We start from the raw sequence: 23,061 nt of genomic DNA on the forward strand, positions 1-23,061 counted from the left end.
TCTTGCTCAACTGAGCAAGACGGTATCGTGCGGGTGAACCGACGCGCAAACGGGGGAATCGATGAGCCTGACCGAGGACTGGCATCGCTGGCTGGACGTGCTGGAGGCACACGGGTTCGCGGTGCGGGCCACCCTCCGCCCCGGCGCGTCCGAAGCGGACTTCGCCGCGCTGACCGGGGAAACCGGGATCGTCCTGCCCGACGAAGTGGCGGCGCTCTACCGGTTGTCCGACGGCCAGGTGGACGAACGGCTGCATTCCACCCACGCCTACGTCCTGCCGCGGTACCGCTTCCTCCCGCTCGAACTGGCCGTCGAACAGTGGCGGATCTGGCACGAACTGGCCGAGCAGGAAGGCCCGGACGGCATGGCCGACCACGCCGAGGCGGTCACCGTGCCGGAACCGGCGAAGGTGGCCGGGGAGTACTGGATCCCGACCTGGCTGCCGATCGGCGCCGACGGCGGCGGCAACGCGATCGCCGTGGACACCGCGCCGCCCAGCGGCGGCACCCCCGGCCAGCTCATCATCATGGGACCGGACGAGGACGAGCGCCGGGTCCTCGCACCCGGCCCCAGCGCCTACTTCCGGGCGCTCGCCACCGCGGAACTCGACCTCACCGACCGCGGCTGGGATGCCGCGGACTTGCGTTAGACGCCGTCGGTCGAATCCGGCCGAGCTGATCCGCCCCCGATCCCGCGGTCGGAGTCACCGGGCACCCTGATCCACAGCAGCGGGCCCGAGCCGTGGCCGTTTCCAGCAGAAATGCGGTCGAGCGCGCCCTGAGGACGTTGTCCGAAATCAGGACAGAAATTTTCCACCCGCAAGCCTTGTCTCCACCGACCTCGCGAGCTAATTTGTTGTGGCTAGCAACAAACGGGGCCCCCACCCGCGTCCCCACCCGAGGTGAGAGCTGATGTCAACGAAGATGTCGAAAGCCGTCCGACGGCTCCTGGTCCCACTCGCCGCGCTGGCCACCGCGAGCGTGCTCGCCGTACCGGTGAGCCACGCCGCGCCCGCCGTGACGTTCGAAGACGATTTCGACGGGGCGGCCGGAAGCGCCGTCGACGGCGGGAAGTGGCAGCTGGAAACCGGCGACAACGGCGGGAACAACCACGAGCTGCAGTACTACACCAGCGGTACGGGCAACGCCGCGCTCGACGGCAACGGGAACCTGGTGATCACCGCCAAGAAGGAGAACCCGGCCGACTACGACTGCTGGTACGGCCGGTGCGAGTACACCTCCGCGCGGTTGAACACCGCGGGCAAGTTCACCCAGACCTACGGCCGTTACGAAGCCCGCATGAAGCTGCCGCGCGGGCAGGGCATGTGGCCGGCGTTCTGGGCGCTGGGCGAGGACATCGGTTCCAGCGGCTGGCCGAACTGCGGGGAGATCGACTTCATGGAGAACGTCGGTTTCGAACCGAACAGCGTGCACGGCACCCTGCACGGCCCCGGTTACTCGGGCTCGGGCGGCATCGGCGCGGTGTACACCGGCCCCAACTTCTCCGACGACTTCCACACCTTCACCGTGGACTGGGCGCCGGACAAGATCACCTGGTCCGTCGACGGCAACGTGTACCAGACCCGCACGCCCGCCGATCTGAACGGCAACCGCTGGGTGTTCGACCACCCGTTCTTCATGATCCTGAACCTCGCCGTCGGCGGTGACTGGCCGGGGGCCCCGGACGGCAACACGCAGTTCCCGCAACAACTCGTCGTCGACTACGTGCGGGTGACGAACTAGAGCTCCACGCCCTTGGTCTCCCGGCTGCTGAGCACCGCGATCCCGGTGATCAGCGTGGTCAGCACCAGGTAGGCGACCACCGCCCCGGCACCCGGGCCGTCGACCAGCGCGACGGCGATCAGCGGTGCCGGGGCACCGGCGATGATCGAGGAGCCCTGGAACACCAGTGAGGAACCGGCGTAGCGGCAGTGCGTCGGGAACCGGCCTGACCCAACTGGCCGACCACCTGGCCACTCCTTCCTGACCACCGCACGGGACAGCAGCCGGGCCACCTGAGCCGGGCCACCTGACCACCACCCACCGGTGCGGAACAGGAAGCCGCACCCACCCGCCAACATGGGGCAGGAGCGGCGACCAACCAGCCACGGGCACAGCACAAACCAGCCACCCACCGCCAGCACGAGGCAGAGCCGCGCCACCCAACCACCCACGAGCACAGAACAGAGCCGACTACCCCCACCCATCGGCACGGAACAGGAAGCCGGGACCCGAACCCAGCCACCCAGCCCCACCCCATCCCCGGTCCACAGCCAAAAACACGGCGAGGATGGCTTCGTCAAGGCATCTTTCCCGCCTTGACAAAGCCATCCTCGCCGTAGTCACACTGAAAAGCCGGGGTGGCCACTCACGCGGACTCCGCCGACGAGCCCCCAAGCCGCCGGACCGAAACCGGGGGGGCCACCACAAACCGGTCAACTGCTCAAACGACGTGCCCACCAGGCCGTCGGCACGATCAACAACGCGACCACCCCCGCCACCGCCATCGCCGCGGTCAGCTGCGTCAGCGCCGCCACCCCGCCGATCACCGGTGGCCCGCCGAGCAGGCCGGCGTAGGCGACCGTGGTGACGAAGCCCAGCTCCCGCTCACCACCCGTACCCCCCGGCTCCCGCCCCGCCGCGCCCGCCAGGTCCATCGCCAGCGGGAAGCAGAACGCCAGCCCGACCCCGGCCAGCGCGAACCCGAGGTAGGCAGCCGCGTCGGCGGGTACCACCGCGGCCAGGAACACCCCGGCGGCGGCCAGCGAGCCGCTGCCCGCCAGCAGCCGGTACGCGCCGAAGCGCCGCTGCACCCGTTCGCCGGTCAGCCGGGTCACCGCGATCGCCACCGCGAACACCGAGTAGGCCGCCGCCGCGCCCGCCTCGCCGAAACCGCGGTCGTCCACCAGGAGCAACGCCGACCACTCCGCGCAGGCACCCTCCGCGACCGCCGCGCACACCGCCACCCCGGCCAGCAACCACAACCGCGGGCGCGCCATCACCTGACGGTAACCACCGGACGGCCGTTCCCCCGCCGCCGGACGATCGTCGGGGACCGCACGCACAGTCAGCAGAACCGCCACCAGCCCCACGGCACCGACCACGCCGAACTGCACCCCGGGCACCACCGCCAGCGCCGCCGCCCCCGCCGCGCCGAGCGAACCGGCCAGCCCGCCGAAGCTGAACCCCGCGTGGAACACCGGCATCAGCGGCCGGTCGAGCCGGCGCATCACGGCCACCGCGCCGATGTTCATCGCCACGTCCACCGCGCCCATCAGCCCGCCGAGCAGGGCCAGCGCCAGCCCGAGTGTCCACACCGAACCGGCGAGGCCGAGCACCGGCAGCAGCAGGCAGGCCAGCGGCAGGCAGATCGCGAGCACCGGCCGCGCACCCCAGCGGGCACACGCCTTCGCCGCCGGTGAGGCGGTCAGGATCATCGCCACGCTGGGGCCGAGCAGGGCGAGCCCGAGGCCGCCGGTGCCCACCCCGGCCCGGTCGGCGAGCGCGGGCACCCGGGCCGCCCACGACCCGTAGAGCGCTCCATTGACCACGAAGGCCACGGCGACCGCGGTGCGCGGTGAAGTCAAAGTCGGGCTCTCCCACTAGTGCGGAACGGCGGATCCGCCCGTAACATTAACGCAATCCGACACTGGCAGAGGGAGTGAGTGCGATCCCATGTCGACCCTCTGGGGAATTTCGTTCGACGGCGCACCGATCTCCGGACTGATCGTCGAGTTCGTCAAGACCGCGCGATTGTTCCACGAACGCGGCATTCGGGTGCACCTCGACCTCGGCTACGACATCAAAGCGGACAAGAACGCCTTCTTCCGGCCCTACACCGACGAGGCGGACCTCCTTCCCGAGTGGATCCAGCTGGACCGGATCGAAGCCGTGCAAGGGATCGACGGTTACACCCCGGAGCTGGTCAGCGCGGTGCTGACCGAGGTGATCGGCCGCGGCGACGACTCGCGGCTACGGTCGGTGATGAATTCGGTGACCGCCACCCTGCGTGACCGAATTCTCGCCAAGTGGACCGAACTCGGCATTTCTTTCGTGCTCGTGGAGAATGGCACGCTGCCGGAGAACGTTATCTACACGCGCGCGCTCTACCAGGCGATCGAGGAATACGGCAACCGCCATCGGCTGGGTTGTTTCGTGCTCTGGCGCGACCACGATCTGATGTGGCAGAGTGAGCCGAGCAGCGGCAAGTACGGCCGATTCCCCTATCCGCACACGCCGGTCCCGGTGAACAGCCCGTTCATCCACTACGCGGCGCTGCACGAGCAGGCCCGCCGCCGGACCCTGGCCTGGGCCCCGCACCTGCGCCAGCTCAGCGTGCTGCCGAACACCTTCACCCACCGGCGGGCCGTGGTCGAGCCGCACAACGCCGGTTTCCGCGCCGACCACGGGATTCCCGAGCGGGCGCCGCTGATCGCCCGGTTCACCAGGATCGTGCCGCAGAAGCGGATCGACCGCGACCTGCACCTGATCGCCGCGCTGCCGGGCACCTACCTGTTCGTCGCGGGTGAGCCGGGCGAAGACCCCGGGGAATTCACCAGGCTCACCGAACTGGCCACGGCACTGGGTGTGCGCGACCGCGTCGTGTTCGGCGGCGGGCTCGCCCCGCACGACGCCGAAGTCGGCCGCCCCGGTTACTCCGTGCGCGACCTGCTGGCCCACGCCCAGCTGGTCTCGTTCCTGACCTCCTACGACTACGAGAGCTACGGCAACCCGATCGGCGAGGCCATCGCCTCCGGGGTGCCGTACCTGACCAGCCGGTACGAACTGTACGACACGGTGTACGGCGACAAGGGCTTCCGCGCACCGGTGCTGGACGTGCGCCGGCACGACCTGCCCACCCCGTCCTTTGTGGACGAGGTGGCGGAACTGCTCACCGACGAGACGAAACGGGCGGCGATGGCGGAGCACAACTACGCGCTGGGGCAGCGGCACTTCGGGGAAGGGCAGGCCGAACGCCTGCTGGACCGGCTGTTCCTGGCGCCGATGGACGAGCGCACCCGGATCAGCGTGGTGCTACCGGTGTTCAACGAGGCGGCGAACCTGCCCGCCGTGCTGGATTCGCTCTACCACCAGCGCGGCATCGACCGGGCGGCCTACGAGGTCGTGCTGGTGGACAACAACTCCACCGACGACACGGTGGCCGTGGCGCAGCGGTTCGCCGAAGCCCACCCGGACCTGGCCGTGCACGTGGTGCCCGAGCCGGAGCAGGGCGTGTCGTGCGCCCGCCGCACCGGGATGGACTTCGCCAGCGCGCGCAGCAAAGCCCGTGGCTCGGACGAACGGTTCCTGCTGGTCTCCGCGGACGCCGACTGCCGCGTCGACCCGGACTGGCTGGCGGAACTGGCCGCCGCGATGGACGAGAGCAAGGCCGCCATCGGCGTCTGCGACTACTACTACGCACCCGAGCACTTCGCCGGGCGGCCGCGGCTGTGGGACGCGATCGCCCGGACGCTGCGCTGCCGCGCGGTCACCTTCGCGTTGTTCGGCGGCTTCCCGGACGGCAAGGGCTTCGCCGTGGACCGCGACGCCTACGACCGCGTCGGCGGCATCGAGATCTTCTACCAGCTGCAACACGGCCGGTTCGTCAACCACCTCTCCGACGACTGGGACTTCGGCATCAGGGTCCGCGGCTCCGGCGACGAAATCACCTACGCGCCGAAGTCGCGGGTGGAGATCAACCCGCGCCGGGTCGACCACGCCATCGACGAGGTGATCACCGGCCGCGCCTACGGGTCGGACGGCATCATCGTGATGCGTGACATCCGCGTCGAGGACCCGCGGCCGACCGGGGAAACCGATCTGACCGAGGCGGAAGCTCAACAGGCGTGGGAGTTCTCCATCAAGGACTTCACCCCGAAGAACACCATCCTGCCGGTGCTGCTCACCCCGTCCCTGCTCGACGACGACGCGGTGATCGAGTTCTTCGGCCCCGGCCTGGCCGAACGGCTGGGCAGGCGGATCGCCGAGATCAAGGAGGAGATGCGGGTGACCGACTTCACCCCCATCCACTCCTACAAGACCCCGTGCTACCGCCTGTACTTCGAGTTCGCCGACGAGCTCTTCGCCCGCCTGCGCGCCACCGTCGGCGAGGACATCGGTCACCCGCCACCACTGCCGCCGTGCTTCGACGACGTGCCACCGGCGAGGTTCGCCGAGTTCGTCAAGTACTACTGCGAGGACCGCGAATCGGGTGAGGCGCACAACTACTTCGGCAACGGAGGGGTGTTCTGAATGGACTACGAGCAGGCATTGGCGTCCCTGGAGGAAACCGATCCCACGGCCCCGGTCCCGTCGGTGCTCGGCGCGCTGTCCGCCCCGGAGAACCGGCACCTGCTGGAGTACGTCGTCGAGGACCCGTTCGGCGCGCACGTCTTCCCCGGCAACGAACCGGACTACTCCCCCGAAGCCTTCCTGGTCGACCTGGAGGCGCAGCTGGCCGCGGGTTCGGCACCCATCCACCTGTGGTCCTACCTCCCGACCTGCGCCTACCGCTGCCGGTTCTGCCAGTACCCGGTGGTGCTGGTCAAGGGCAGTCCCGAGGTGACCGACGCCAAGGCGAGCCAGTGGGTCGACTGGAACATCCGCGAGGCGGAACTCTGGCTCGACCAGGTGCCGTCGCTGGCCACGGCCCCGGTCGGCGAGTTCAACGTCTTCGGCGGCACCCCGTCGCTGCTGCCGAAGCACGCGATCCGGCGGCTGCTCGACTTCTACCGGGAGAACTTCGGCTTCGGCCCGGACACCACCATCCGGTTCGAGGGCGACCCGAGCACGTTCACCCCGAACAAGCTCGAACTGCTCGCCGAACTGGGGTGCACCAAGCTCTCCAGCGGGGTGCAGTCGTTCGACGACCCGGTGCTGCGGCAGTCCGGCCGCGAGCACAGCGCCGAGATGTGCGTGGAGTTCATCCGCAACGCCCAGCGCGCCGGGTTCGACTGGGTCAGCATCGACCTGATGTACGGCCTGCTGGACCAGACGGTGGACAGCGTGCGGCGGGACCTCGACATCGTGCTCGCCGAGCAGCCGACCGCGGTGGTGTGCACCAAACTGCACCTGAAGTCCTACACCGACACCCGCACCGGGGTCGCCGGGGTGCAGCCGGCGGCCTGGCAGCTGCCGGACTTCCGGGACCGGCTGGTCCGCGACGGGCACCGGTGGCCGCCGCTCGGGGAGCAGTACCAGATGCGCGAGGTGCTCACCGAAGGACTGCGGGCCGGTGGGTACACCGAGCACCCGACGATGTACTTCGCCAGGGACGGGCTCGGGCCGGAGAAGTGGAAGTCGATCATGGTCGACCAGGACCGGCAGGAGGCCGAGGTGGCGATCGGGCTGGGTGGCAGTTCCAGCTGCCGGGCCTCCGAGGCGATCACCGACGTGCACTGGAAGCGGTACTCCGAGGCGGTGGAGGCGGGCCGCATCCCGCTCGGCTCGGCGACCGGCTTCTCGCCCGCCGCGCAGGAGGCACGGGCGATCAAGATGGCACTGTCCACTTTGCAACCGCTGGACGACGAGCTGCACCGGCGCCGCTTCCCCGGGAGTTCGCTGTTCACCGAGCCGTGGCGAGCCCGGTTCACCTCGCTGGCCGAGCGCGGACTGCTGCGGATGGACGAGCAGGCCGGGCGCGTCGAGCTGACCCCGGACGGCGAGGTGCTGGTGGAGGCCATCATCAACACGGAACTCGACCGCGACCCGGCGCCCGTGCCGTCACCGTAAGCTACCGGAGTGCCTGCCCACCGGAACCGGAAACCGACGCTCGACAGCGTGGCCGAAGCCGTCGGGGTGTCCAGGGCCACGGTGTCCAACGCGTTCAACCGGCCCGACCAGCTCTCCGCCGAGCTGCGTGAAGAGGTGTTGCGGACGGCCCGGCGCCTCGGTTACCCGGGACCGAACCCGGTGGCCCGCAGCCTGGCCACCAGCCGGACCGGGGCGATCGCGTTCATGCTGGACACCCCGTTGCGCGCGGCCTTCTCCGATCCGGCGCTGTCGATCACGCTGGACGCGTTGTCCACCGAAGTGGACACCGAGGGCTACGCGCTGCTGCTCCTGCCCGGCGGGGACGACGGCGGCCCGCGAGCCGACCGGGTGCTCGGCGCGCAGGCCGATCTCGCGGTGGCGTACTCGCTGGCCGACGGCGCGCCGGCGTTGCGGGCGGTCAAGCAGCGGCGGCTGCCGCTGGTGGTGATCGACCAGCCGCTGGTGCCGGGCGCGGCGGTGGCGGGCATCGACGACCGCGGTGGGGCCGCGGCCGCCGCCCGGCACCTGCTCGACCTGGGGCACCGGCGCTTCGGCATCCTGTCCGCGCAGTGCCTGTCCACGCCGCGGGGCGGGCCGCTGTCCCTGGCGGACGCGCGGACCAGCCGGTTCCGGGACAACCGCGAGCGGATGATCGGCTACCTGGACACGCTCGAAGCGGCGGGCATCGAGCCCGGCTCGGTGCCGATCTGGGAAACCTCCGGCCTCTCGCGGGCCGAAGCCCAGGTCAGCGCGCGAGCCGTGCTCGAAACCGGCCCGACGGCCGTGCTCTGCATGTCCGACGAACTGGCCATCGCCACCCTCACCGCGGCGGCCGAGCTGGGCCTGCGGGTGCCGGAGGACCTGTCGGTGGTCGGCTTCGACGACACCGCCGAGGCGGGCTGGACCACACCCGCGCTGACCACCGTGCGCCAGGACCTGGTCGGCAAGGGCCGGGCGGCCGGGCGCATGGCCTTGGACCTGCTGGCCGGACGCCCGGTGAAGCAGCCGGTGGTGCTGGAAACGGAACTGGTGGTGCGCGGGTCGACCGGGCGCGCCTCGGACACGCCCTAGTCGAGCAGGGAATCCCACCGGAAGAACGGCGAAGTGGGAGAGCACCCATCACACCGGACGAGCAAAACCGGGGAAACCAAGTCTCAACTGCCACGGCGCCCTGCTCCCATCGACGGTGCTCACTCAGCCGCCTACTCGAGCAAGGGGATCAGCTGCGCTTCTTCGTAGTCCAGGTGTTGTTCCAGTTCGCCGGTGAGGCGTTCGACTTCCGGCAGCACGGTCACCGCGTCGGCCCCGTCGGTCGAGATGACCGCCTGCAGCTGGGCCACCAGGTCCGCGATCTTCTCGTGCTCGGCGGTCAGCCGCTCGATCGTGGGCCCCAGTTCCGGGTAGCGGCCGGCCAGGTGCGGGAACAACACGGTGTCCTCACCGGTGTGGTGGTTGTGCAGCCCCTGGCACAGGGTCAGGCAGTTCATCCGGAGCTGCACCCCCAGCGAAGCTCCGGAATCGGCGAATTCCTTGCGGATCAACGAAAGCTCGCGCCGGAACGCGTCGTGCACCAGTTTCAGCGCCTCGGCCGGTGAGGACGCGTTGGGCGGTCCGCCGGCCACTTGCGCCAGCGCGACCACGGGCAGCTCGCGGCTGGTCATGGACTGGTAGTTGCGCCACCCTTCGTCGGCCTCGACGGCGCGGGCGAAGATCCGGTCGCGCTCTTCCCCTTGCAGCACGGTGGCTTCGGCCTGGTAGGTGAACACGCCATCCTCCACTGTGGCCAGTGGGTCGGCGAGCAGGTTGTGGTACCAGGCCGGGTGCCGGTCGGAGCCACCGGCGCTGCCGATGACCAGCAGCCTGCCCCCGTCGGGCAGGTAGGCCAGCGGCACGGTGTGCGGGCGGCCGGACCGCGCACCGGTGGTGGTCAGCAGGATCAACCTGGCACCTTCGAAGTAACCGCCGACGCGGCCGCCGTTGGCGCGGAACTCCTCGATGACGGGCAGGTTGAAATCGTTGGGCATGCAGTTCCTCTCGGGTTTTCGGGCAGGACGAAGCGCCGCCCGGGGAGGGCGGAGCACAAATGAGAGAGGAACGCAGAAGGCGGGGCTCTCGCCCGCCGAGGGCTCACGCCTCGGCCGGGAACCCAATCGGTGAGTGGCCCAAGGCCGACCCGGCAGTCACGAGCACGACTTTAGAACAACGCCCGCCGCGGTGGCAACCGCCCCGCTAGGGTCGGAGCCATGCGCCTGCTGCCGCTGCTGCTGCTCGCCCTCGTGCTGTCCGCCTGCGCCACCGAGGTTTCCGGGGACGCCGCCCCGGAGCCGGTGTTCACCGCGGGCACCCCGGTGGAACTGCGCGTGGTCACCGCCGGCGGCGGCACCACGCTGAGCGACAAGGCGGGCACGGCCTACGAACTGGGCCCGGTGGTGCTGGTGCTCGACCGGTTCACCAAGGTGGAACCGGTGTTCGAGACCAACGCGGGCGGCTGGGTGGTCAGCCTGTCCCTGCCGCCGGACCTGGCCGGGGAGTTCGGGAAGCTGTCCGAGGAGCAGCTCGGTCAGCAGGTGGCGATGGTGGCCAACGGCGGCGTGCTGTCGGCACCGGTGATCCAGTCCCCGATCCACGGCGGGGAAATCCAGATCTCCGGCGATTTCACCCAGGACGACGCCAGGGCACTGGCGAATTCACTCGGCGGCCGTTGACCGGTCCATCAACGCGAAAACCCCCCAGCCGAGGAATTCGCGTTGGTACCGCACGTGCTCGGCGGGTGCGTCCATCAGTTCCGCACGCATTTCCGGCGCCAGTTCGTCATCCGGGTTCTCGTCCAGCCAGAGCCGTGTGTTCAGCCATTGCGCGGCGACGTACCGATCCCAGCCGTCCTGGTCGGCGAGCACCATTTCCACCACGTCACAACCGAACGACCCGAGCCGTTCGAGCAGTTCCGGCAACGCCAGGAAATCCTCCCGCCGTCGTGCGTGACAAGCCTCCACAGTGGATTGGTCCGGTGGCTCCCGCCGCCAGTACGGCTCACCGACCAGGAGCAGACCACCCGGTCGCAGGCTGCGCCGGAGCAGGTCCACGGTGCCGGCCAGGTCACCGCCGATCCACGTGGCACCGAGGCAGGCCGCGGCGTCCACGGGTGCCGGGGCGACGTGCCCGGTGGCATCGGCGTGCACGAACTCCACCCGGTCCGCGACGGCCAACTCGACCGCCCTGGCCCGCGCGGAGGCGATGAACACCGAGCTGATGTCGACCCCGGTGCCGGTGATGCCGTGGTCACGCGCCCACGTGCAGAGCATTTCCCCCGAACCGCACCCGAGGTCGAGCACCTCCGTGCCCGGCGCCAGGTGCAGCGCCCGGCCCAGCGTGGCCAGCTTCTCCTCGGTGAACGGGTTGTGGATGCGGTGACGGCTCTCGCGGATGGTGAACTGCCTCGGCAACTCCGGCAAAACGGGGTTCCTCGTCCTCGCGGCGGAAGCGGTCGCCGCGAGGTTAGGACCGCCGGGCGGTGGCGTCCACCGGTTTTCCGGCGAACCGGTAGTGCCCGAGGTCGAACCGCGCGCTGGTCCACATGGTTTCCAGGGTGAGCGACGGCCGGAACGGGACGTCGCCGTGCTTGTCGAAGTAGTAGCTGTTGGCGTCCCCGCACCCGCCCTGGAAGAACACCTGCTGCGGGCGCCGGCTGAGCATGCGCTCGAAGTAGGCCCGGTTCGCCTCCGGCGTGACCTCGACCCTGGTCGCCCCGGTCCGCCGCGCCTCGGTCAGGCAGCGCACGATGTGCCTGCTCTGCGTCTCGATCAGGTTGAAGTACGAGGCGCCGTTGTAGCCGTACGGCCCGAGGACCATGAACAGGTTCGGGAATCCCGGCACGCTGACGCCCTGGTACGCCTGGAACCGGTTGGCGTCCCACCACTCCTCCAGATCGGTGCCGCCGACCCCGGTGGTGGTGAACGGCGGCATGTTGCCCGATTCGAACACCTTGAACCCGGTGGCGAGGATGAGCACGTCGACCTCGTGCTCCACCCCGTCGGCCGTGCGGATCCCCTTGGGCGTCACGCGTTCGATGCCCGAGGTCTCCAGCAGCACGTTGTCGCGGTTGAAGGTGCGCAGGTACTCGTTGGAGAAACTGGGGCGCTTGCAGCCGAGCGCGTACCGCGGGGTGAGCTTGTCGCGGACGGCCGGGTCGCGGACCTCCTTGCGCAGGAACCACCGCGCCAGCTTCTCGCCGAGGCTCGCCACCGGGACCGCCCCGGTGAAGTGCGCCGCCACCGGGAAGTTGGCCTCCACGTACGCCTGGCTCAGCACCCGGGTGAGCCGTTTCGCGCCGGGCACCCGGCGCAGCGCTTCCCGCAGCGGGCGGGCCAGCCGGGCGTCCGGTTTGGGCAGGCACCAGATCGGTGTGCGCTGGAAGACGGTCAGGTGCGCCACCGATTCCGCGATCGACGGGATCACCTGCACCGCCGACGCCCCGGTGCCGATGATCGCCACCCGTTTGCCACGCAGGTCCACGTCGTGGTCCCAGCGCGCGGTGTGCACGAGCGTGCCGCCGAAGTCGCCGAGCCCGTCGATGTCCGGTGATTTCGGCTGGGTCAGCACACCGGTCGCCACCACCACGTGCCGCGCGGTGAACCGGTCGCCGCCGGAGGTGCCGAGTTCCCACCGGTCGCCGGCCTCGTCGAAGGCGGCGGAGGTGATCCGGGTGTTCAGCCGGAGCCGGTCACGCAGGCCGTAGCGGTCGACGCACGCCTCGGCGTAGTTCTTCAGCTCGTCGCCCGGCGCGTACACGCGGGACCAGTCGTCGCGCTTGTAGAAGGAGAACTGGTAGCTGAACGACGGGATGTCGACGGCCACGCCGGGATAGGTGTTCCAGTGCCAGGCCCCGCCGACCCCGTTCCCGTCCTCGACGATCAGGAAGTCCTCGAACCCCGCCTCGCGGAGCTTGATGGCCGCGCCGATGCCGGAGAACCCGGCGCCGACGACCATCACCTCGTGGTGCGTCATCGTCACTCCCGACCGCATAGCTGACAGGGCATCCTGTCAACAGAGGCTCACACCTGACCGGCAGCTCTGTCAAGATGGACGGCATGGCTCCTGTCGTCCGCCCGTTCCGCGGGGTCAGCGCCGAGGACCGGCGTGCCACCCGTCGCGGCCAGCTGCTCGAAGCCGCGCTCGACGTGCTCGGCGAGCACGGGCGCGACGGGTTCACCATGACCGCGGTCTGCCGCCGCGCCAAGCTGACCGAGCGGTACTTCTACGAGAGCTTCGCCAACCGCGACGAACTGCTCATCGCGTTGTTCGACCAGCTCGCCGGGCAGGTGGGCGAGCAGGTGCTCCAGGCCCAGCCGCCCGAAGACGCCGACCTGACCACCCGGTACGCCACCGCGTTGCGCCCGATGATCGGCGCGATGGTCGCCGACCCCCGGCAGGCCCGCGCCTACGTCGAGTGCTTCGCCTCCGACCTGCTCCGCGAGCACCGCGCCAAGGTGGTGCGGACCTTCGCCGCGGTGATCACCGACCAGGTGCTCGCGCTCAGCGGCAACCCCGCCCGCGCCCGGGTGGAGGCGACCGCGCTGCTGCTCATCGGCGGCATCCACGAGGTGCTGCACGGGTGGCTGACCGGCGCGGTCGAGCTGACCGAGGACGAACTGGTCGCCGAATTCGCCGGCATCGGCGCGACGCTGACCGAACGGCTCATCTTGCCTTGACGTGCGCGTCAACGTTTACCGTCGGAGCATGAGAATCGGCGAACTGGCCAAACGAGCCGGAACGACGACGCGCGCACTGCGGTTCTACGAAGCGCAGGGCCTGCTGGACGCGCCGCGCACGGCCAACGGCTACCGCGAGTACGGCGAGGAACACGTCCGGCTGGTCAGCGAGATCCGGACGCTGCAGGCGGCCGGGCTCACCCTGGACGACACCCGGCCGTTCGTCGACTGCCTGCGTTCCGGGCACGCGGCCGGCGACTCGTGCGCCGATTCCATCGAGGTCTACGAACGAAAACTGGCCGAAGTGGACGCCTGCCTCGACCGCCTCAACGCGGTGCGGGCGGACCTGCTGGCCAAGCTGACCGCGGCGGTGGCCCGGCAGCCCGATCCCTGCCGAGTGGAGGCAAGACCATGATCGAGACGATCACCGACGGCACCTTCGAAGAAGCCGTGCTCAAGCACGACGGGCCGGTGCTGGTGGACTTCTGGGCGCAGTGGTGCCCGCCGTGCCACATGATCGCGCCGGTGCTCGCCGAGATCGCCGCCGAACGCGCCGGTTCGCTCACCGTCCGCAAGCTCAACACCGACGAGAACCCGCTGGCCATGCGGAACTACCAGGTGATGTCGCTGCCCACGCTGATCCTGTTCCGCGACGGCGTCCCGGTGCGGTCGATGGTCGGCGCGAAGCCGAAGGCGCGGCTGCTCGCCGAACTGGACAGCCTGCTCCAACCCGCGGACAACCACTCGCGGATGCCGCCGAGGGCGTCGAATTCGTAGTCTTCGCCGACCTGCTCGGCCAGGTCGGCGATGGTCACTTCCCGCAGCGCCGCCCGCCAGGCGCGGTCGGCGGCGGACATCGCGCGGTTGCTCGCGCACGGCCTGGTGCAGGCTTCCGGTGCAGCCCCGCCCGCGAGAGCCCCTGCAACTGTTCGGCCAGGTAGCTGGCGGACACGTCGTGCAGTTCGGCCGGTTGCGCGGCGGGCACCGGGCGGTCGACGGCGGTCAGCACCACGCAGCAGTGCAGCGCCCGTTCGACTCCGCGGATCGTGGTCGTCGACGTGACGAACTCGCCGTCGTTCGAGGACCACGCGGTGCTGGAGTTCTTCACCAGGAGCAACAACAACCCGCTCGCCGCGGGCGTGCGGCACCACGTGGCGCTTTCGGTGGTCGGCGCGGAACGCCTGCCGGACAGCGGTTACCTGCGGGCGAAGGTCCGGCTGACCCCGGCGCTGTTCCAGCCGGTCGCCGCCGACGACGTGGCGGCCACGCTGGCCGACGTCGCGCTCGCCGATCCGGTCGGCGAGATCGTCGAACTGGGTGGGGCCGAATCCCGCGGCATGGCCGACCTCGTACGGGAACACCTGGCGCGCAGGGGAGATCCGCGTGAGGTGGTCGCCGACGACAACCGTGCCCTACTCCGGCGCGGTGATCGACGACAACTCGCTCCGGCCGGGCGGGAACCCGCGCCTCGGCGGAACCACCTACGACGAGCGGTTCGCCTGATCAGCCGGGTCGAGCCCGGCAGTTGATCGTTTTCCGGTAGCGTGGCAGCATGCTTTGACGCTCGCCCGGCTGCCGGGCACCCCCAGCACCTCCTTCGTCACCGCACCCGAAGATCCGACGAAGGAGTCCCCCTTGATCGACGTACCCACCCAGCTCGTCCGGTCGCACGGCACCGAGCACCCGGCCTGGCTGGCCGCGCTGCCCCGGCTGGTCACGCAGTTCCTGGACCGCTGGTCGCTGCGCCACGACGGCCCCACCTGGCACGGCTGCGGTTCGCTGGTGCTGCCGGTGGTGCGCGCGGACGGCACGCGCGCCGCGCTCAAGCTGCAGCCGCCCACCGAGGAGAACGCCGGCACCGCGCTCGCGTTGCGGACGTGGAACGGCCACGGCATCGTGCACCTGCTGGAGTACGACCCGGCCACCAGCACCCAACTGCTGGAACGCTTGGACGAAACCCGGCCGCTGTCCACCGTCGCCGACGACACCGCCGCCATCGAAATCCTCGCGGGCCTGCTCGCCGAACTGGTCGCCGTCCCCGCCCCACCCGGTATGCGGCAGCTGGCCGACGTCGCCGCCGCCATGCTCGACGACACCCCCGCCGCCCTTCCCGCCCTGCACGACCCCGCCGACCAGCAGCTCATCCGGCGCTGCGCCGCCGTGACCGCCGAAGTGCTCGGCGAGCCGGGCAACCAGCTCCTGCACTGGGACCTGCACTACGACAACGTGCTCGCCGGTGACCGGGCGGAGTGGCTCGCCATCGACCCGGAACCGCTGGCCGGCGACCCCGGTTTCGACCTGCTGCCCGCACTGGACAACCGGTGGCAGGACGTGGTCGCCACCGGCGACGTGCCGGGTGCGGTGCTGCGGCGGTTCGACCAGCTGACCGAGGCGTTGGCCCTGGACCGGCGGCGAGCCTGCGCCTGGTCGATGGCGCGGATCTTGCAGAACGCGCTGTGGGACGTCGAAGACGGCAAAACCGCGGTGGACCCGGTGCAGTCCGCCATCGCCGACGCGCTCAGCGCCCGGTCATGAGGATCCCGGTACCTTCGCCTCGGCCGGTTCCCGGTCGGGGCGGAGGCCCCGCCAGGCGGTGTGGCGCAACCGCCCGTCCACGGTGAAGCGCCGGTAGACCACCTCGCCCACCAGCCGGGGCTCCACCCAGCGGGCCCCCTTCGCCCGGTCCCGCGGCACCTGCTCGGCGAACGGGCTCGTGCGGCGTTCGTGCTCGCGCAGTTCGGCGAGGAGTTCGTCGAGGGCCTGCCGGGTGAACCCGGTCCCCACGTCACCGAGGTACCGGAGCTCACCCCGGTCGTCGTACGCCCCGAGCAGCAGCGCCCCCACCGTCCCCGCACGACGGCCCGCCCCCGGCCGCCAGCCGCAGAGCACCACTTCCTGGGTGTTGACCAACGCGTGCTTGATCCACTCCGGACTGCGCCGCCCGGGGTGGTACCGGCTCTCGCTCACCTTGGCGACCAGTCCCTCCAACCGGGACCGACGGGCGACTTCGAGCAACCCCTGTGGACCGAGCCCGGTGGCGGAGAGGTCGGCGTGGCTGTAGGCGGGCGGCACGGCGATCACGTTGGGATTTCCCGGCTCGAGCTGCTCCAGCAGGTCACGGCGTTCGCGGTACGGGCGTTCGAGCAGCTCGTCGGCACCCAGCCGCAGCAGGTCGAAGACGAAGAAGCTGATCGGCTGCCGCCGCGTCCGCCGGTGCTGCAGCAGGGTGAAGTCGGGCGCGCCCCCGGCGTCCAGCGCCACCACCTCCCCGTCGAGCACCGCGGCCCGCCCGCCGAGCATGTCGCCGATGGCCGCGGCCAGTTCGGGGTACTCGGCCGTCACGTCGATCCCGTTGCGACTGCCGATCCGGACCTCCCCCGAGGCCCCCACCCGGAGGCAGGCGCGGTACCCGTCCCACTTGAACTCGTAGGTGTACCGGGAGTCGTCGGGCAACTCCCCGGGCTGAGCCAGCATCGGTTCCACGTCAGCCGGTGTGCGGGAGTCCACCATCTCCGCCTCCGTTCGCCGACCGCCAAGGTAACCCGGGCGGCCGGGGACCGCCCGGCGGTCAGTCCGGAGCTTCGGCGTGGAACCGCGTCACCAGCGAAGCGTCCCCGAACGCGCTGATCCGGTGCACCCCGTCCTCCGCCACCCCCAGCACCACCACGCCCCAGGGGCGCCACTCCCCGTCCACCCGCAGGTACGACACCGCCGCCGGTTGGCCGTTCGCCCGCACCGGGAACATCCGCCACTCCCCGAACACCCGCCCCACCAACACCGGCAGGCAGTTCACCTTGCCGGAGTACCAGGTCCGGGAAGGCGTCGCCTCCAGCATCGCGTCGGCGCGCAGGATTTCCTCCAACGCCGCCGCGTCCGAGTTCTCGAAGGCGTGGATGTACCGCTCCAGCAGCGCACGGACCGCCGGCTCCGCGGGTTCGACCACGTCCTCCGGCACCACCTCGCCCATCGTCGCCCGCGCACGCTGCAACGCGCTCTTCACCGCGGCGACCGTCGTATCGAGCAATTCGGCCACTTCCGCCGCCGAGAACGCCAGCACGTCCCGCAGCAACAGCACCGCCCGTTGCCGCGGCGGCAGGTACTGCAGCCCGGCCACCAACGCCAGCCGGGTGTCCTCGCGCGAGGACACCACGTCGGCCGGGTCGGGCAGCGGCTGCAGCCACGTCACCTCCGGTGCGAACTCCTCCGGCAGCGACGGGTCCCCGGCGGGCGCGCCGAGCCCGGACGGCAGCACCCGGCGGCTCCGGTGCTCGAGCGCGGACAGGCAGGCGTTGGTGGCGATCCGGTACAACCACGACCGCACCGACGAGCGGCCCTCGAACCCGCCGTACGCCCGCCACGCCCGCAGGTACGTCTCCTGCACCAGGTCCTCGGCGTCGGCGACCGAGCCCAGCATGCGGTAGCAGTGCGCCAGCAGCTCTCGCCGGTACCCCTCGGTGTCCCGGGCGAACCCAGCATCGTTCATACCCCTCCGACCCAACCACAGCCGGAAAGGAATCGGAGGTATACACCGTAGACATGACCCGTGTACGGTGTAGACATGCCCAACGCAGCCGACCGCATCGCCGCCGCCGCACTGGCGATCCTCCTGGCCGAGGGAGCCGAGGCGGTGTCCATGCGCCGGGTGGCCGCCGACGCGGGTGTGACCCCGATGGCCACCTACCGCCACTTCCCGAACCGCGAGGCGCTGTTGCGCGCGGTGGCCGACGCGGCCTTCGAGGACCTGGGCAAGCACTGGCGCCCGCACGCCGAGACCGTCGACTTCGAGCAGCGCATCGACCTGCTGCTCAACGACTTCCTCGACTTCGCGCTCGGCCAGCCGAACCTGTACAAGTTCCTGATCACCGACCGCCGCGAACCGGTCCGGCGCTTCCCGGAGGACTTCCGCGACGGCCTTTCGCCCGCCTTCGGTGCCGTGCTCACCGCCGTCGAGCAGGGCATCAGCGAGGGCGAACTCGACCAGGACGACCCGCTCGAAGTGACCCTCGCGCTCACCATGCCCGCCGTCGGCCTGGTCCAGCTCTACCTGGGCGGCCGGATGAACCTCTCCGAAACCGGCTTCCGCGCGCTGTGCGCCCGGACCACCAGAAGGGTGCTCGATGGACTCCGCGACTAGAGGCCGGGTGACCGGGGCCGCCGCCGTCGCGGCCTCCGCCCTCCTCTTCTTCTTCGGCACCGGCCTCGACCCCGTCCCCTTCCTGGCCTGGCTGGCCCCGCTGCCGGTCTTCCTGATCGCCCCCGCGCTCTCCGGCTGGGGCGCGGCCGCCGCCGGGTTCACCGCCTGCTTCCTCGGCTGGACCACGATCTGGCCCTGGTCCGCCGGCTCGCACGACCTGCCGCTGCTCCCGTGGGGTTTGGTGGTCACCTTCGGCTTGGGGCTGGTCTTCGCGGCGTCGACCGCGCTCTACCGCGCCCTGCACCACCGGCCCCTGCTCGCCGTCGCCGGCGCGGCCGCGTTCTGGGCGGGTGCGCTGCACGTGGTGTCGATCAGCAATCCCAAGGGCATCACCGGCACGCTCGCCACCACGCAGGCCGACTTCCCGGTGGTGCTGCAACTCGCCTCGGTCACCGGGGCCTGGGGTGTCGAATTCGTGATGGTGCTCGTTCCCGCGGCGCTCGCCGCCGTGGTGACCGGCGCGGGCAGGGTGCGCGTGGGCGTGTTCGCGGCCGTGGTGCTCGCGGTGACCATCGGCGGCGGTGCGCTGCGCCTCGCCGCCGCGCCCGAGCACAGCACGCAACGCATCGCACTCGTGGCGAGCAACCAGAAGGGCTGGGCCGCCGACCTGCGCGAGGACCGGACCCTGCTCACCGACTACCTCAGCCAGCTCGAAGCCCTGCCGGACGGCGTGAAGACGATCGTCCTCCCGGAGGCCGCCTTCGGTTCCGATGAAGCACGCCCCGCCAGTCTCTTCGAGCCCATGCGTGCGCTCGCGGCCAGGCGCGGTTCCGAGATCGTCGTCGGCTACGCACACTGGTCCGGCACCACCAAGTACAACTACGCGCTGGTCTTCCCGGCGTCCGGCGGTGAACCGCGGTCCTACCTCAAGCACTACGACGCCGTGAGCCCGGCCGGCCAGGACCTCGTCACCACCCCGACCGGCGCGGGCGTGCTGATCTGCCTCGACGTCAACTTCCGCGACCCCGCACAGGACTACGCCGAGGCGGGCACCCGCCTGCTCGCCGTTCCCGCTTCCGACGAGGACGAGAACGGCTGGCAGCACAGCCGGACCGCACTGCTGCGCGGCGTGGAGAACGGCCAGGCCATCGCCTGGGGCGGGCGGCAGACCACCCAGCTGCTCAACGACGGTTACGGCCGCGTGCTCGCCAGCGCGCCGACCGGCGCCCCCGGCGGCTTCACCACCGTGGTCGCCGACGTGCCGCTCGGCCCGGGTGCGACCGTCTACACGCGATTCGGCGACTGGTTCGGCTGGCTGTGCGTCGCGCTGGCCGTGGTCGCCACGGTGTTCACGCGACGGAAATCCCCGGAATCCCCTTCAGTTCCCCGAGCAGCATCGAACTGACCCGGACCGGGTAGTCGTCCAGCGCGTACCGCCGCACCCGTGGCCCGGACACCAGTTCCACCCGCACCGGGGTGTCACCCGCGTGCGCGAGCAGAGCCGATTTCAACTCGCCGATCACCTCGCGGTCGAGCTTCTCGGCGCTCGCCCGCAACACGAGCGACGTGCCCTCGGCCAGGTTCGAAATGTCCAGCGACCGCACCCCCGAACCGAACACGGACATCTTCCCCTCCCGCCAGTTGACCCGGCCGCTCACCACCACCGGGTCGTCCTCGGTCAATTCCCCGGAGAACAACGCATACGCCTTGGGGAAGAACAACACTTCCAATGATCCGTCGATGTCCTCGATCGTGCAGATCGCCCACGGCTCACCCTTCTTGTTGACCCGCCGTTCCAACGAGGTGATCAGCCCGGCCACGACCAACTCGCCTTCACGCGGCGGGTCGGCCAGGACCGCGCCAATCGGCTTCTTCGCGTGCTTGCGCAGCAATCCCTCCGCGCCGTCCAGCGGATGGGCCGAAACGTACAACCCCAGCATCTCCCGTTCGTACGCGAGCAGTTGCTTGCGCGGGTATTCCTCCTCGCCGAACCGCAGATGGGCCAAGGGTGACGACGACGGCCCGGCTTCCGCGCCGAACAGGTCGAACTGCCCCATCGCCTCCCGCCGTTTGAGCGGCACCACCGCTTCCACGGCCTCCTCGTGCACCTGCACCAGGGACAACCGCGTCGAGCCGAGCGAGTCGAACGCACCCGCCTTGATCAGCGATTCGAGCACGCGCTTGTTGCACACCACCAGTTCGGCACGGTCGAGGAAATCGACGAAGGAGGAGTACTTGCCCTTCTCCTCGCGGGTTTTGATGATCGACTCGACCACGTTCGCGCCCACGTTGCGGACCGCGCCCATGCCGAAGCGGATGTCGTCCCCGACGGCCGCGAACCGCTGGGCCGACTCGTTGACGTCCGGCGGCAGCACCTTGATCCCGAGCCGGCGGCACTCGGACAGGTAGACCGCCGACTTGTCCTTGTTGTCCCCGACCGAGGTGAGCAGCGCGGCCATGTACTCCGCGGGGTAGTTCGCCTTGAGGTACGCCGTCCAATACCCCACCAGTGCGTATCCGGCGGCGTGTGACTTGTTGAACGCGTATCCGGCGAACGGCAGAATGGTGTCCCACAACGCCTGAACCGCTTCATCCGAGAACCCGTTGGCCCGCATTCCGGCCTGGAAACCCTCGAACTCCTTCTCCAGCACCTCTTTTTTCTTCTTGCCCATCGCCCGCCGCAGCACGTCGGCGCGGCCCATGGAGAACCCGGCCACCCGCTGGGCGATCTGCATGATCTGCTCCTGGTACACCACCAGGCCGTGGGTTTCGGCGAGGATGTCCCGCAGCGGTTCGGCCAGTTCCGGGTGGATCGGCTCGATCCGCTGGCGCGCGTTCTTGCGGTCGGCGTAGTTGTTGTGCGTGTTCATCGCCATCGGACCGGGGCGGTACAACGCGTTCACCGCGATGATGTCGTCGAACCCGGTGGGCAGCATGCGGCGCAGCAGGTCCCGCATGGCACCGCCGTCGAGCTGGAACACCCCGAGGCTGTCACCGCGGGCGAGCAGTTCGTAGGTGGCGGGGTCGTCGACCGCGAGCGTGTCGAGATCGATCTCCTCGCCGCGGTTGGCCTTGATGTTGTCGATGGCGTCGCCGATGACGGTCAGGTTGCGCAGGCCGAGGAAGTCCATCTTGAGCAGGCCGATGGCCTCGCAGGACGGGTAGTCCCAGCCGGTGATGATCGAGCCGTCGTCGCGCCGCCAGAGCGGAATGGTGTCGACCAGCGGTTCCGCCGACATGATCACCGCGCAGGCGTGCACCCCGGCGTTGCGGATCAGCCCTTCGAGGCCGCGGGCGGTCTCGAAGATGGTGGAGACCTCGGAGTCGGTCTCGACCAGCGCGCGCACCTCGGCGGCCTCGGCGTAGCGCTCGTGCTTCGGATCGACGATGCCGCCGAGCGGGATGTCCTTGGCGGCCACCGGCGGCGGCAGCGCCTTCGAGATCCGGTCGGCGATCCCGTAACCGGCTTGTCCGAAGTGGACCCGGGCGGCGTCCTTGATCGCCGCCTTCGTTTTGATGGTGCCGAAGGTGATCACCTGGGCCACCCGGTCGGCACCGTACTTCTCGGTGGCGTAGCGGATCATCTCCCCGCGGCGGCGGTCGTCGAAGTCCATGTCGATGTCGGGCATCGACACCCGCTCGGGGTTGAGGAACCGCTCGAACAGCAACCCCAGCTCGATCGGGTCCAGGTTCGTGATGCCCAGCGCGTAGGCCACCAGCGACCCGGCCGCGGAACCACGACCCGGCCCGACGCGGATGCCCACCTCGCGGGCGTGGTTCATCAGGTCCGCGGTGATCAGGAAGTACGCCGGGAAGCCCTTCTGCGTGATCACGCCGATCTCGAACTCGGCGCGTTCGGCGTAGGGCGCCGGAACCCCGCCGGGAAGCCGCCACTTCAACCCGTCCATCACCTGCTGGTGCAGCCAGCTCGCCTCGTCGTGCCCCTCCGGCACCTCGATGCGCGGCATCCGATCGCGGTGGGCGTAAACGTCCTCGTAGGACTGGACGCGTTCGGCGATCAGCAGCGTGGAGTCCGCCGCCCCCGGAACCTCGGTGTCCCAGTACTCCCGCATCTCCACCGCGGACTTCAGGTAGTAACCATCACCATCGAACTTGAACCGGTTCGGGTCATTGAGCGTCTTACCCGCCTGCACACACAACAACGCACTGTGCGTATCCGCCTGATCCCGCGTCACATAATGCGAATCATTCGTCGCCAGCGGCCGGATCCCCAGCTGCCTGCCGATCTCCAGCAACCCCTCACGCACCGACCGCTCGATCGGCAACCCGTGATCCATCAACTCCAGGAAGAAGTTCTCCGGCCCGAAGATGTCCCGGTAATCCGAAGCCGCCTGGATCGCCTCGGCCTTCTGCCCCAGCCGCAACCGCGTCTGCACCTCACCCGACGGGCACCCCGTCGTGGCGATGATCCCCTCGTGGTGCTCGGAGATCAGCTCACGATCCATCC

At 70.1% G+C, this 23,061-nt stretch carries 20 protein-coding genes and 1 pseudogene; 13 read left to right on the top strand and 8 right to left on the bottom strand.

What is annotated here, in order from left to right; all coding sequences use genetic code 11:
- The first annotated feature begins 61 nt into the window (after nucleotides 1-61).
- A complete protein-coding gene (locus AC07EG_RS25460; RefSeq protein ID WP_478255685.1) occupies nucleotides 62-649 on the top strand; it encodes an SMI1/KNR4 family protein in 588 nt (195 codons plus the stop codon).
- 274 nt (nucleotides 650-923) lie between these two features.
- Nucleotides 924-1,739: pseudogene (locus tag AC07EG_RS25465) on the top strand (glycoside hydrolase family 16 protein); the annotation flags it as partial.
- Here the strand turns inward: AC07EG_RS25465 and AC07EG_RS25470 are convergent.
- Both AC07EG_RS25470 and AC07EG_RS25475 read right to left on the bottom strand, forming a co-directional pair.
- Nucleotides 1,739-1,906, bottom strand: coding sequence for a hypothetical protein (locus tag AC07EG_RS25470; protein ID WP_478255686.1), 168 nt, complete (start codon nucleotides 1,904-1,906; stop codon nucleotides 1,739-1,741). The pseudogene AC07EG_RS25465 and the gene AC07EG_RS25470 overlap by 1 nt on opposite strands.
- A gap of 528 nt (nucleotides 1,907-2,434) precedes the next feature.
- The gene (locus AC07EG_RS25475) at nucleotides 2,435-3,586 is read right to left on the bottom strand and encodes an MFS transporter (RefSeq protein ID WP_478255687.1); all 1,152 of its coding nucleotides are present in this window, start codon (nucleotides 3,584-3,586) and stop codon (nucleotides 2,435-2,437) included.
- 88 nt (nucleotides 3,587-3,674) lie between these two features.
- On the opposite strand from AC07EG_RS25475, the gene AC07EG_RS25480 reads away from it, so the two are divergent.
- From AC07EG_RS25480 to AC07EG_RS25490, 3 genes are read left to right on the top strand one after another with little or no spacing between them, the layout of a single operon-like run.
- A complete protein-coding gene (locus AC07EG_RS25480) occupies nucleotides 3,675-6,251 on the top strand; it encodes a glycosyltransferase (protein WP_478255688.1) in 2,577 nt (858 codons plus the stop codon).
- Nucleotides 6,252-7,730, top strand: a complete 1,479-nt coding sequence (locus tag AC07EG_RS25485) for a radical SAM protein (RefSeq protein WP_478255689.1) — start codon at nucleotides 6,252-6,254, stop codon at nucleotides 7,728-7,730.
- Between the two features lie 9 nt (nucleotides 7,731-7,739).
- Nucleotides 7,740-8,822: a LacI family DNA-binding transcriptional regulator gene (locus AC07EG_RS25490; RefSeq protein ID WP_478255690.1), complete on the top strand. Its 1,083-nt coding sequence runs from the start codon at nucleotides 7,740-7,742 to the stop codon at nucleotides 8,820-8,822.
- Between the two features lie 131 nt (nucleotides 8,823-8,953).
- Here the strand turns inward: AC07EG_RS25490 and AC07EG_RS25495 are convergent, their stop codons facing one another.
- Nucleotides 8,954-9,775 (bottom strand): nitroreductase/quinone reductase family protein, encoded by an 822-nt coding sequence (locus AC07EG_RS25495; RefSeq protein WP_478255691.1) that lies wholly within the window; start codon nucleotides 9,773-9,775, stop codon nucleotides 8,954-8,956.
- A gap of 219 nt (nucleotides 9,776-9,994) precedes the next feature.
- Here AC07EG_RS25495 and AC07EG_RS25500 point away from each other — a divergent pair, with 219 nt between their 5' ends.
- Entirely contained in the window at nucleotides 9,995-10,456 is a 462-nt protein-coding gene (locus AC07EG_RS25500) for a SecDF P1 head subdomain-containing protein (protein ID WP_478255692.1), read from the top strand.
- Here the strand turns inward: AC07EG_RS25500 and AC07EG_RS25505 are convergent.
- Nucleotides 10,439-11,203, bottom strand: coding sequence for an SAM-dependent methyltransferase (locus AC07EG_RS25505; RefSeq protein WP_478255693.1), 765 nt, complete (start codon nucleotides 11,201-11,203; stop codon nucleotides 10,439-10,441). The genes AC07EG_RS25500 and AC07EG_RS25505 overlap by 18 nt on opposite strands.
- Before the next feature lie 43 nt (nucleotides 11,204-11,246).
- Nucleotides 11,247-12,755 carry a flavin-containing monooxygenase gene (locus tag AC07EG_RS25510; protein ID WP_478255694.1) on the bottom strand — a complete coding sequence of 503 codons (1,509 nt, stop codon included), beginning with the start codon at nucleotides 12,753-12,755 and terminating at the stop codon, nucleotides 11,247-11,249.
- An 83-nt stretch (nucleotides 12,756-12,838) separates the two neighbouring features.
- Between AC07EG_RS25510 and AC07EG_RS25515 the strand changes: the two genes are divergently transcribed.
- The 5 genes from AC07EG_RS25515 to AC07EG_RS25535 all read left to right on the top strand — a co-directional run bounded on the left by AC07EG_RS25515 (nucleotide 12,839) and on the right by AC07EG_RS25535 (nucleotide 15,994).
- Nucleotides 12,839-13,459, top strand: a complete 621-nt coding sequence (locus AC07EG_RS25515; RefSeq protein ID WP_478255695.1) for a TetR/AcrR family transcriptional regulator — start codon at nucleotides 12,839-12,841, stop codon at nucleotides 13,457-13,459.
- A 28-nt stretch (nucleotides 13,460-13,487) separates the two neighbouring features.
- Nucleotides 13,488-13,874, top strand: coding sequence for a MerR family transcriptional regulator (locus AC07EG_RS25520; RefSeq protein ID WP_478255696.1), 387 nt, complete (start codon nucleotides 13,488-13,490; stop codon nucleotides 13,872-13,874).
- Nucleotides 13,871-14,236, top strand: coding sequence for a thioredoxin (gene trxA / locus AC07EG_RS25525; RefSeq protein WP_478255697.1), 366 nt, complete (start codon nucleotides 13,871-13,873; stop codon nucleotides 14,234-14,236). The genes AC07EG_RS25520 and trxA overlap by 4 nt, the downstream gene beginning before the upstream one ends.
- A gap of 269 nt (nucleotides 14,237-14,505) precedes the next feature.
- Nucleotides 14,506-14,988, top strand: a complete 483-nt coding sequence (locus AC07EG_RS25530; protein WP_478255698.1) for a hypothetical protein — start codon at nucleotides 14,506-14,508, stop codon at nucleotides 14,986-14,988.
- A 106-nt stretch (nucleotides 14,989-15,094) separates the two neighbouring features.
- Nucleotides 15,095-15,994 (top strand): aminoglycoside phosphotransferase family protein, encoded by a 900-nt coding sequence (locus AC07EG_RS25535; protein WP_478255699.1) that lies wholly within the window; start codon nucleotides 15,095-15,097, stop codon nucleotides 15,992-15,994.
- On the opposite strand, the gene ligD is transcribed toward AC07EG_RS25535, so the two are convergent.
- Together ligD and AC07EG_RS25545 are read right to left on the bottom strand one after the other, a co-directional pair.
- Nucleotides 15,989-16,969, bottom strand: a complete 981-nt coding sequence (gene ligD / locus AC07EG_RS25540; protein ID WP_478255700.1) for a non-homologous end-joining DNA ligase — start codon at nucleotides 16,967-16,969, stop codon at nucleotides 15,989-15,991. The two genes, AC07EG_RS25535 and ligD, sit on opposite strands and share 6 nt — an antisense overlap.
- Before the next feature lie 58 nt (nucleotides 16,970-17,027).
- On the bottom strand, nucleotides 17,028-17,942 hold the full coding sequence (locus tag AC07EG_RS25545) for a sigma-70 family RNA polymerase sigma factor (RefSeq protein WP_478255701.1): 915 nt from the start codon (nucleotides 17,940-17,942) through the stop codon (nucleotides 17,028-17,030).
- Nucleotides 17,943-18,017: 75 nt separating this feature from the next.
- Here AC07EG_RS25545 and AC07EG_RS25550 point away from each other — a divergent pair, with 75 nt between their 5' ends.
- Entirely contained in the window at nucleotides 18,018-18,593 is a 576-nt protein-coding gene (locus AC07EG_RS25550) for a TetR/AcrR family transcriptional regulator (RefSeq protein WP_478255702.1), read from the top strand.
- Nucleotides 18,577-19,998, top strand: coding sequence for a nitrilase-related carbon-nitrogen hydrolase (locus AC07EG_RS25555; protein ID WP_478255703.1), 1,422 nt, complete (start codon nucleotides 18,577-18,579; stop codon nucleotides 19,996-19,998). The genes AC07EG_RS25550 and AC07EG_RS25555 overlap by 17 nt, the downstream gene beginning before the upstream one ends.
- Here the strand turns inward: AC07EG_RS25555 and dnaE are convergent.
- Nucleotides 19,943-23,061, bottom strand: a 3,119-nt coding sequence (gene dnaE, locus AC07EG_RS25560) for a DNA polymerase III subunit alpha (protein WP_478255704.1), incomplete at its 5' end; no start/stop codon positions are given. The two genes, AC07EG_RS25555 and dnaE, sit on opposite strands and share 56 nt — an antisense overlap.

It is taken from the genome of Amycolatopsis sp. NPDC045836, from assembly GCF_056431745.1.

Excerpts from the sequence above, each read along its gene's own strand:
- ligD (WP_478255700.1), bottom strand. The coding sequence starts at position 16,969 with ATGGTGGACTCCCGCACACCGGCTGACGTGGAACCGATGCTGGCTCAG.
- AC07EG_RS25480 (WP_478255688.1), top strand. The coding sequence starts at position 3,675 with ATGTCGACCCTCTGGGGAATTTCGTTCGACGGCGCACCGATCTCCGGA.
- AC07EG_RS25460 (WP_478255685.1), top strand. The coding sequence starts at position 62 with ATGAGCCTGACCGAGGACTGGCATCGCTGGCTGGACGTGCTGGAGGCA.
- AC07EG_RS25495 (WP_478255691.1), bottom strand. The coding sequence starts at position 9,775 with ATGCCCAACGATTTCAACCTGCCCGTCATCGAGGAGTTCCGCGCCAAC.
- AC07EG_RS25520 (WP_478255696.1), top strand. The coding sequence starts at position 13,488 with ATGAGAATCGGCGAACTGGCCAAACGAGCCGGAACGACGACGCGCGCA.
- AC07EG_RS25510 (WP_478255694.1), bottom strand. The coding sequence starts at position 12,755 with ATGACGCACCACGAGGTGATGGTCGTCGGCGCCGGGTTCTCCGGCATC.
- AC07EG_RS25515 (WP_478255695.1), top strand. The coding sequence starts at position 12,839 with ATGGCTCCTGTCGTCCGCCCGTTCCGCGGGGTCAGCGCCGAGGACCGG.
- trxA (WP_478255697.1), top strand. The coding sequence starts at position 13,871 with ATGATCGAGACGATCACCGACGGCACCTTCGAAGAAGCCGTGCTCAAG.
- AC07EG_RS25550 (WP_478255702.1), top strand. The coding sequence starts at position 18,018 with ATGCCCAACGCAGCCGACCGCATCGCCGCCGCCGCACTGGCGATCCTC.
- AC07EG_RS25545 (WP_478255701.1), bottom strand. The coding sequence starts at position 17,942 with ATGAACGATGCTGGGTTCGCCCGGGACACCGAGGGGTACCGGCGAGAG.
- AC07EG_RS25485 (WP_478255689.1), top strand. The coding sequence starts at position 6,252 with ATGGACTACGAGCAGGCATTGGCGTCCCTGGAGGAAACCGATCCCACG.
- AC07EG_RS25555 (WP_478255703.1), top strand. The coding sequence starts at position 18,577 with ATGGACTCCGCGACTAGAGGCCGGGTGACCGGGGCCGCCGCCGTCGCG.
- AC07EG_RS25500 (WP_478255692.1), top strand. The coding sequence starts at position 9,995 with ATGCGCCTGCTGCCGCTGCTGCTGCTCGCCCTCGTGCTGTCCGCCTGC.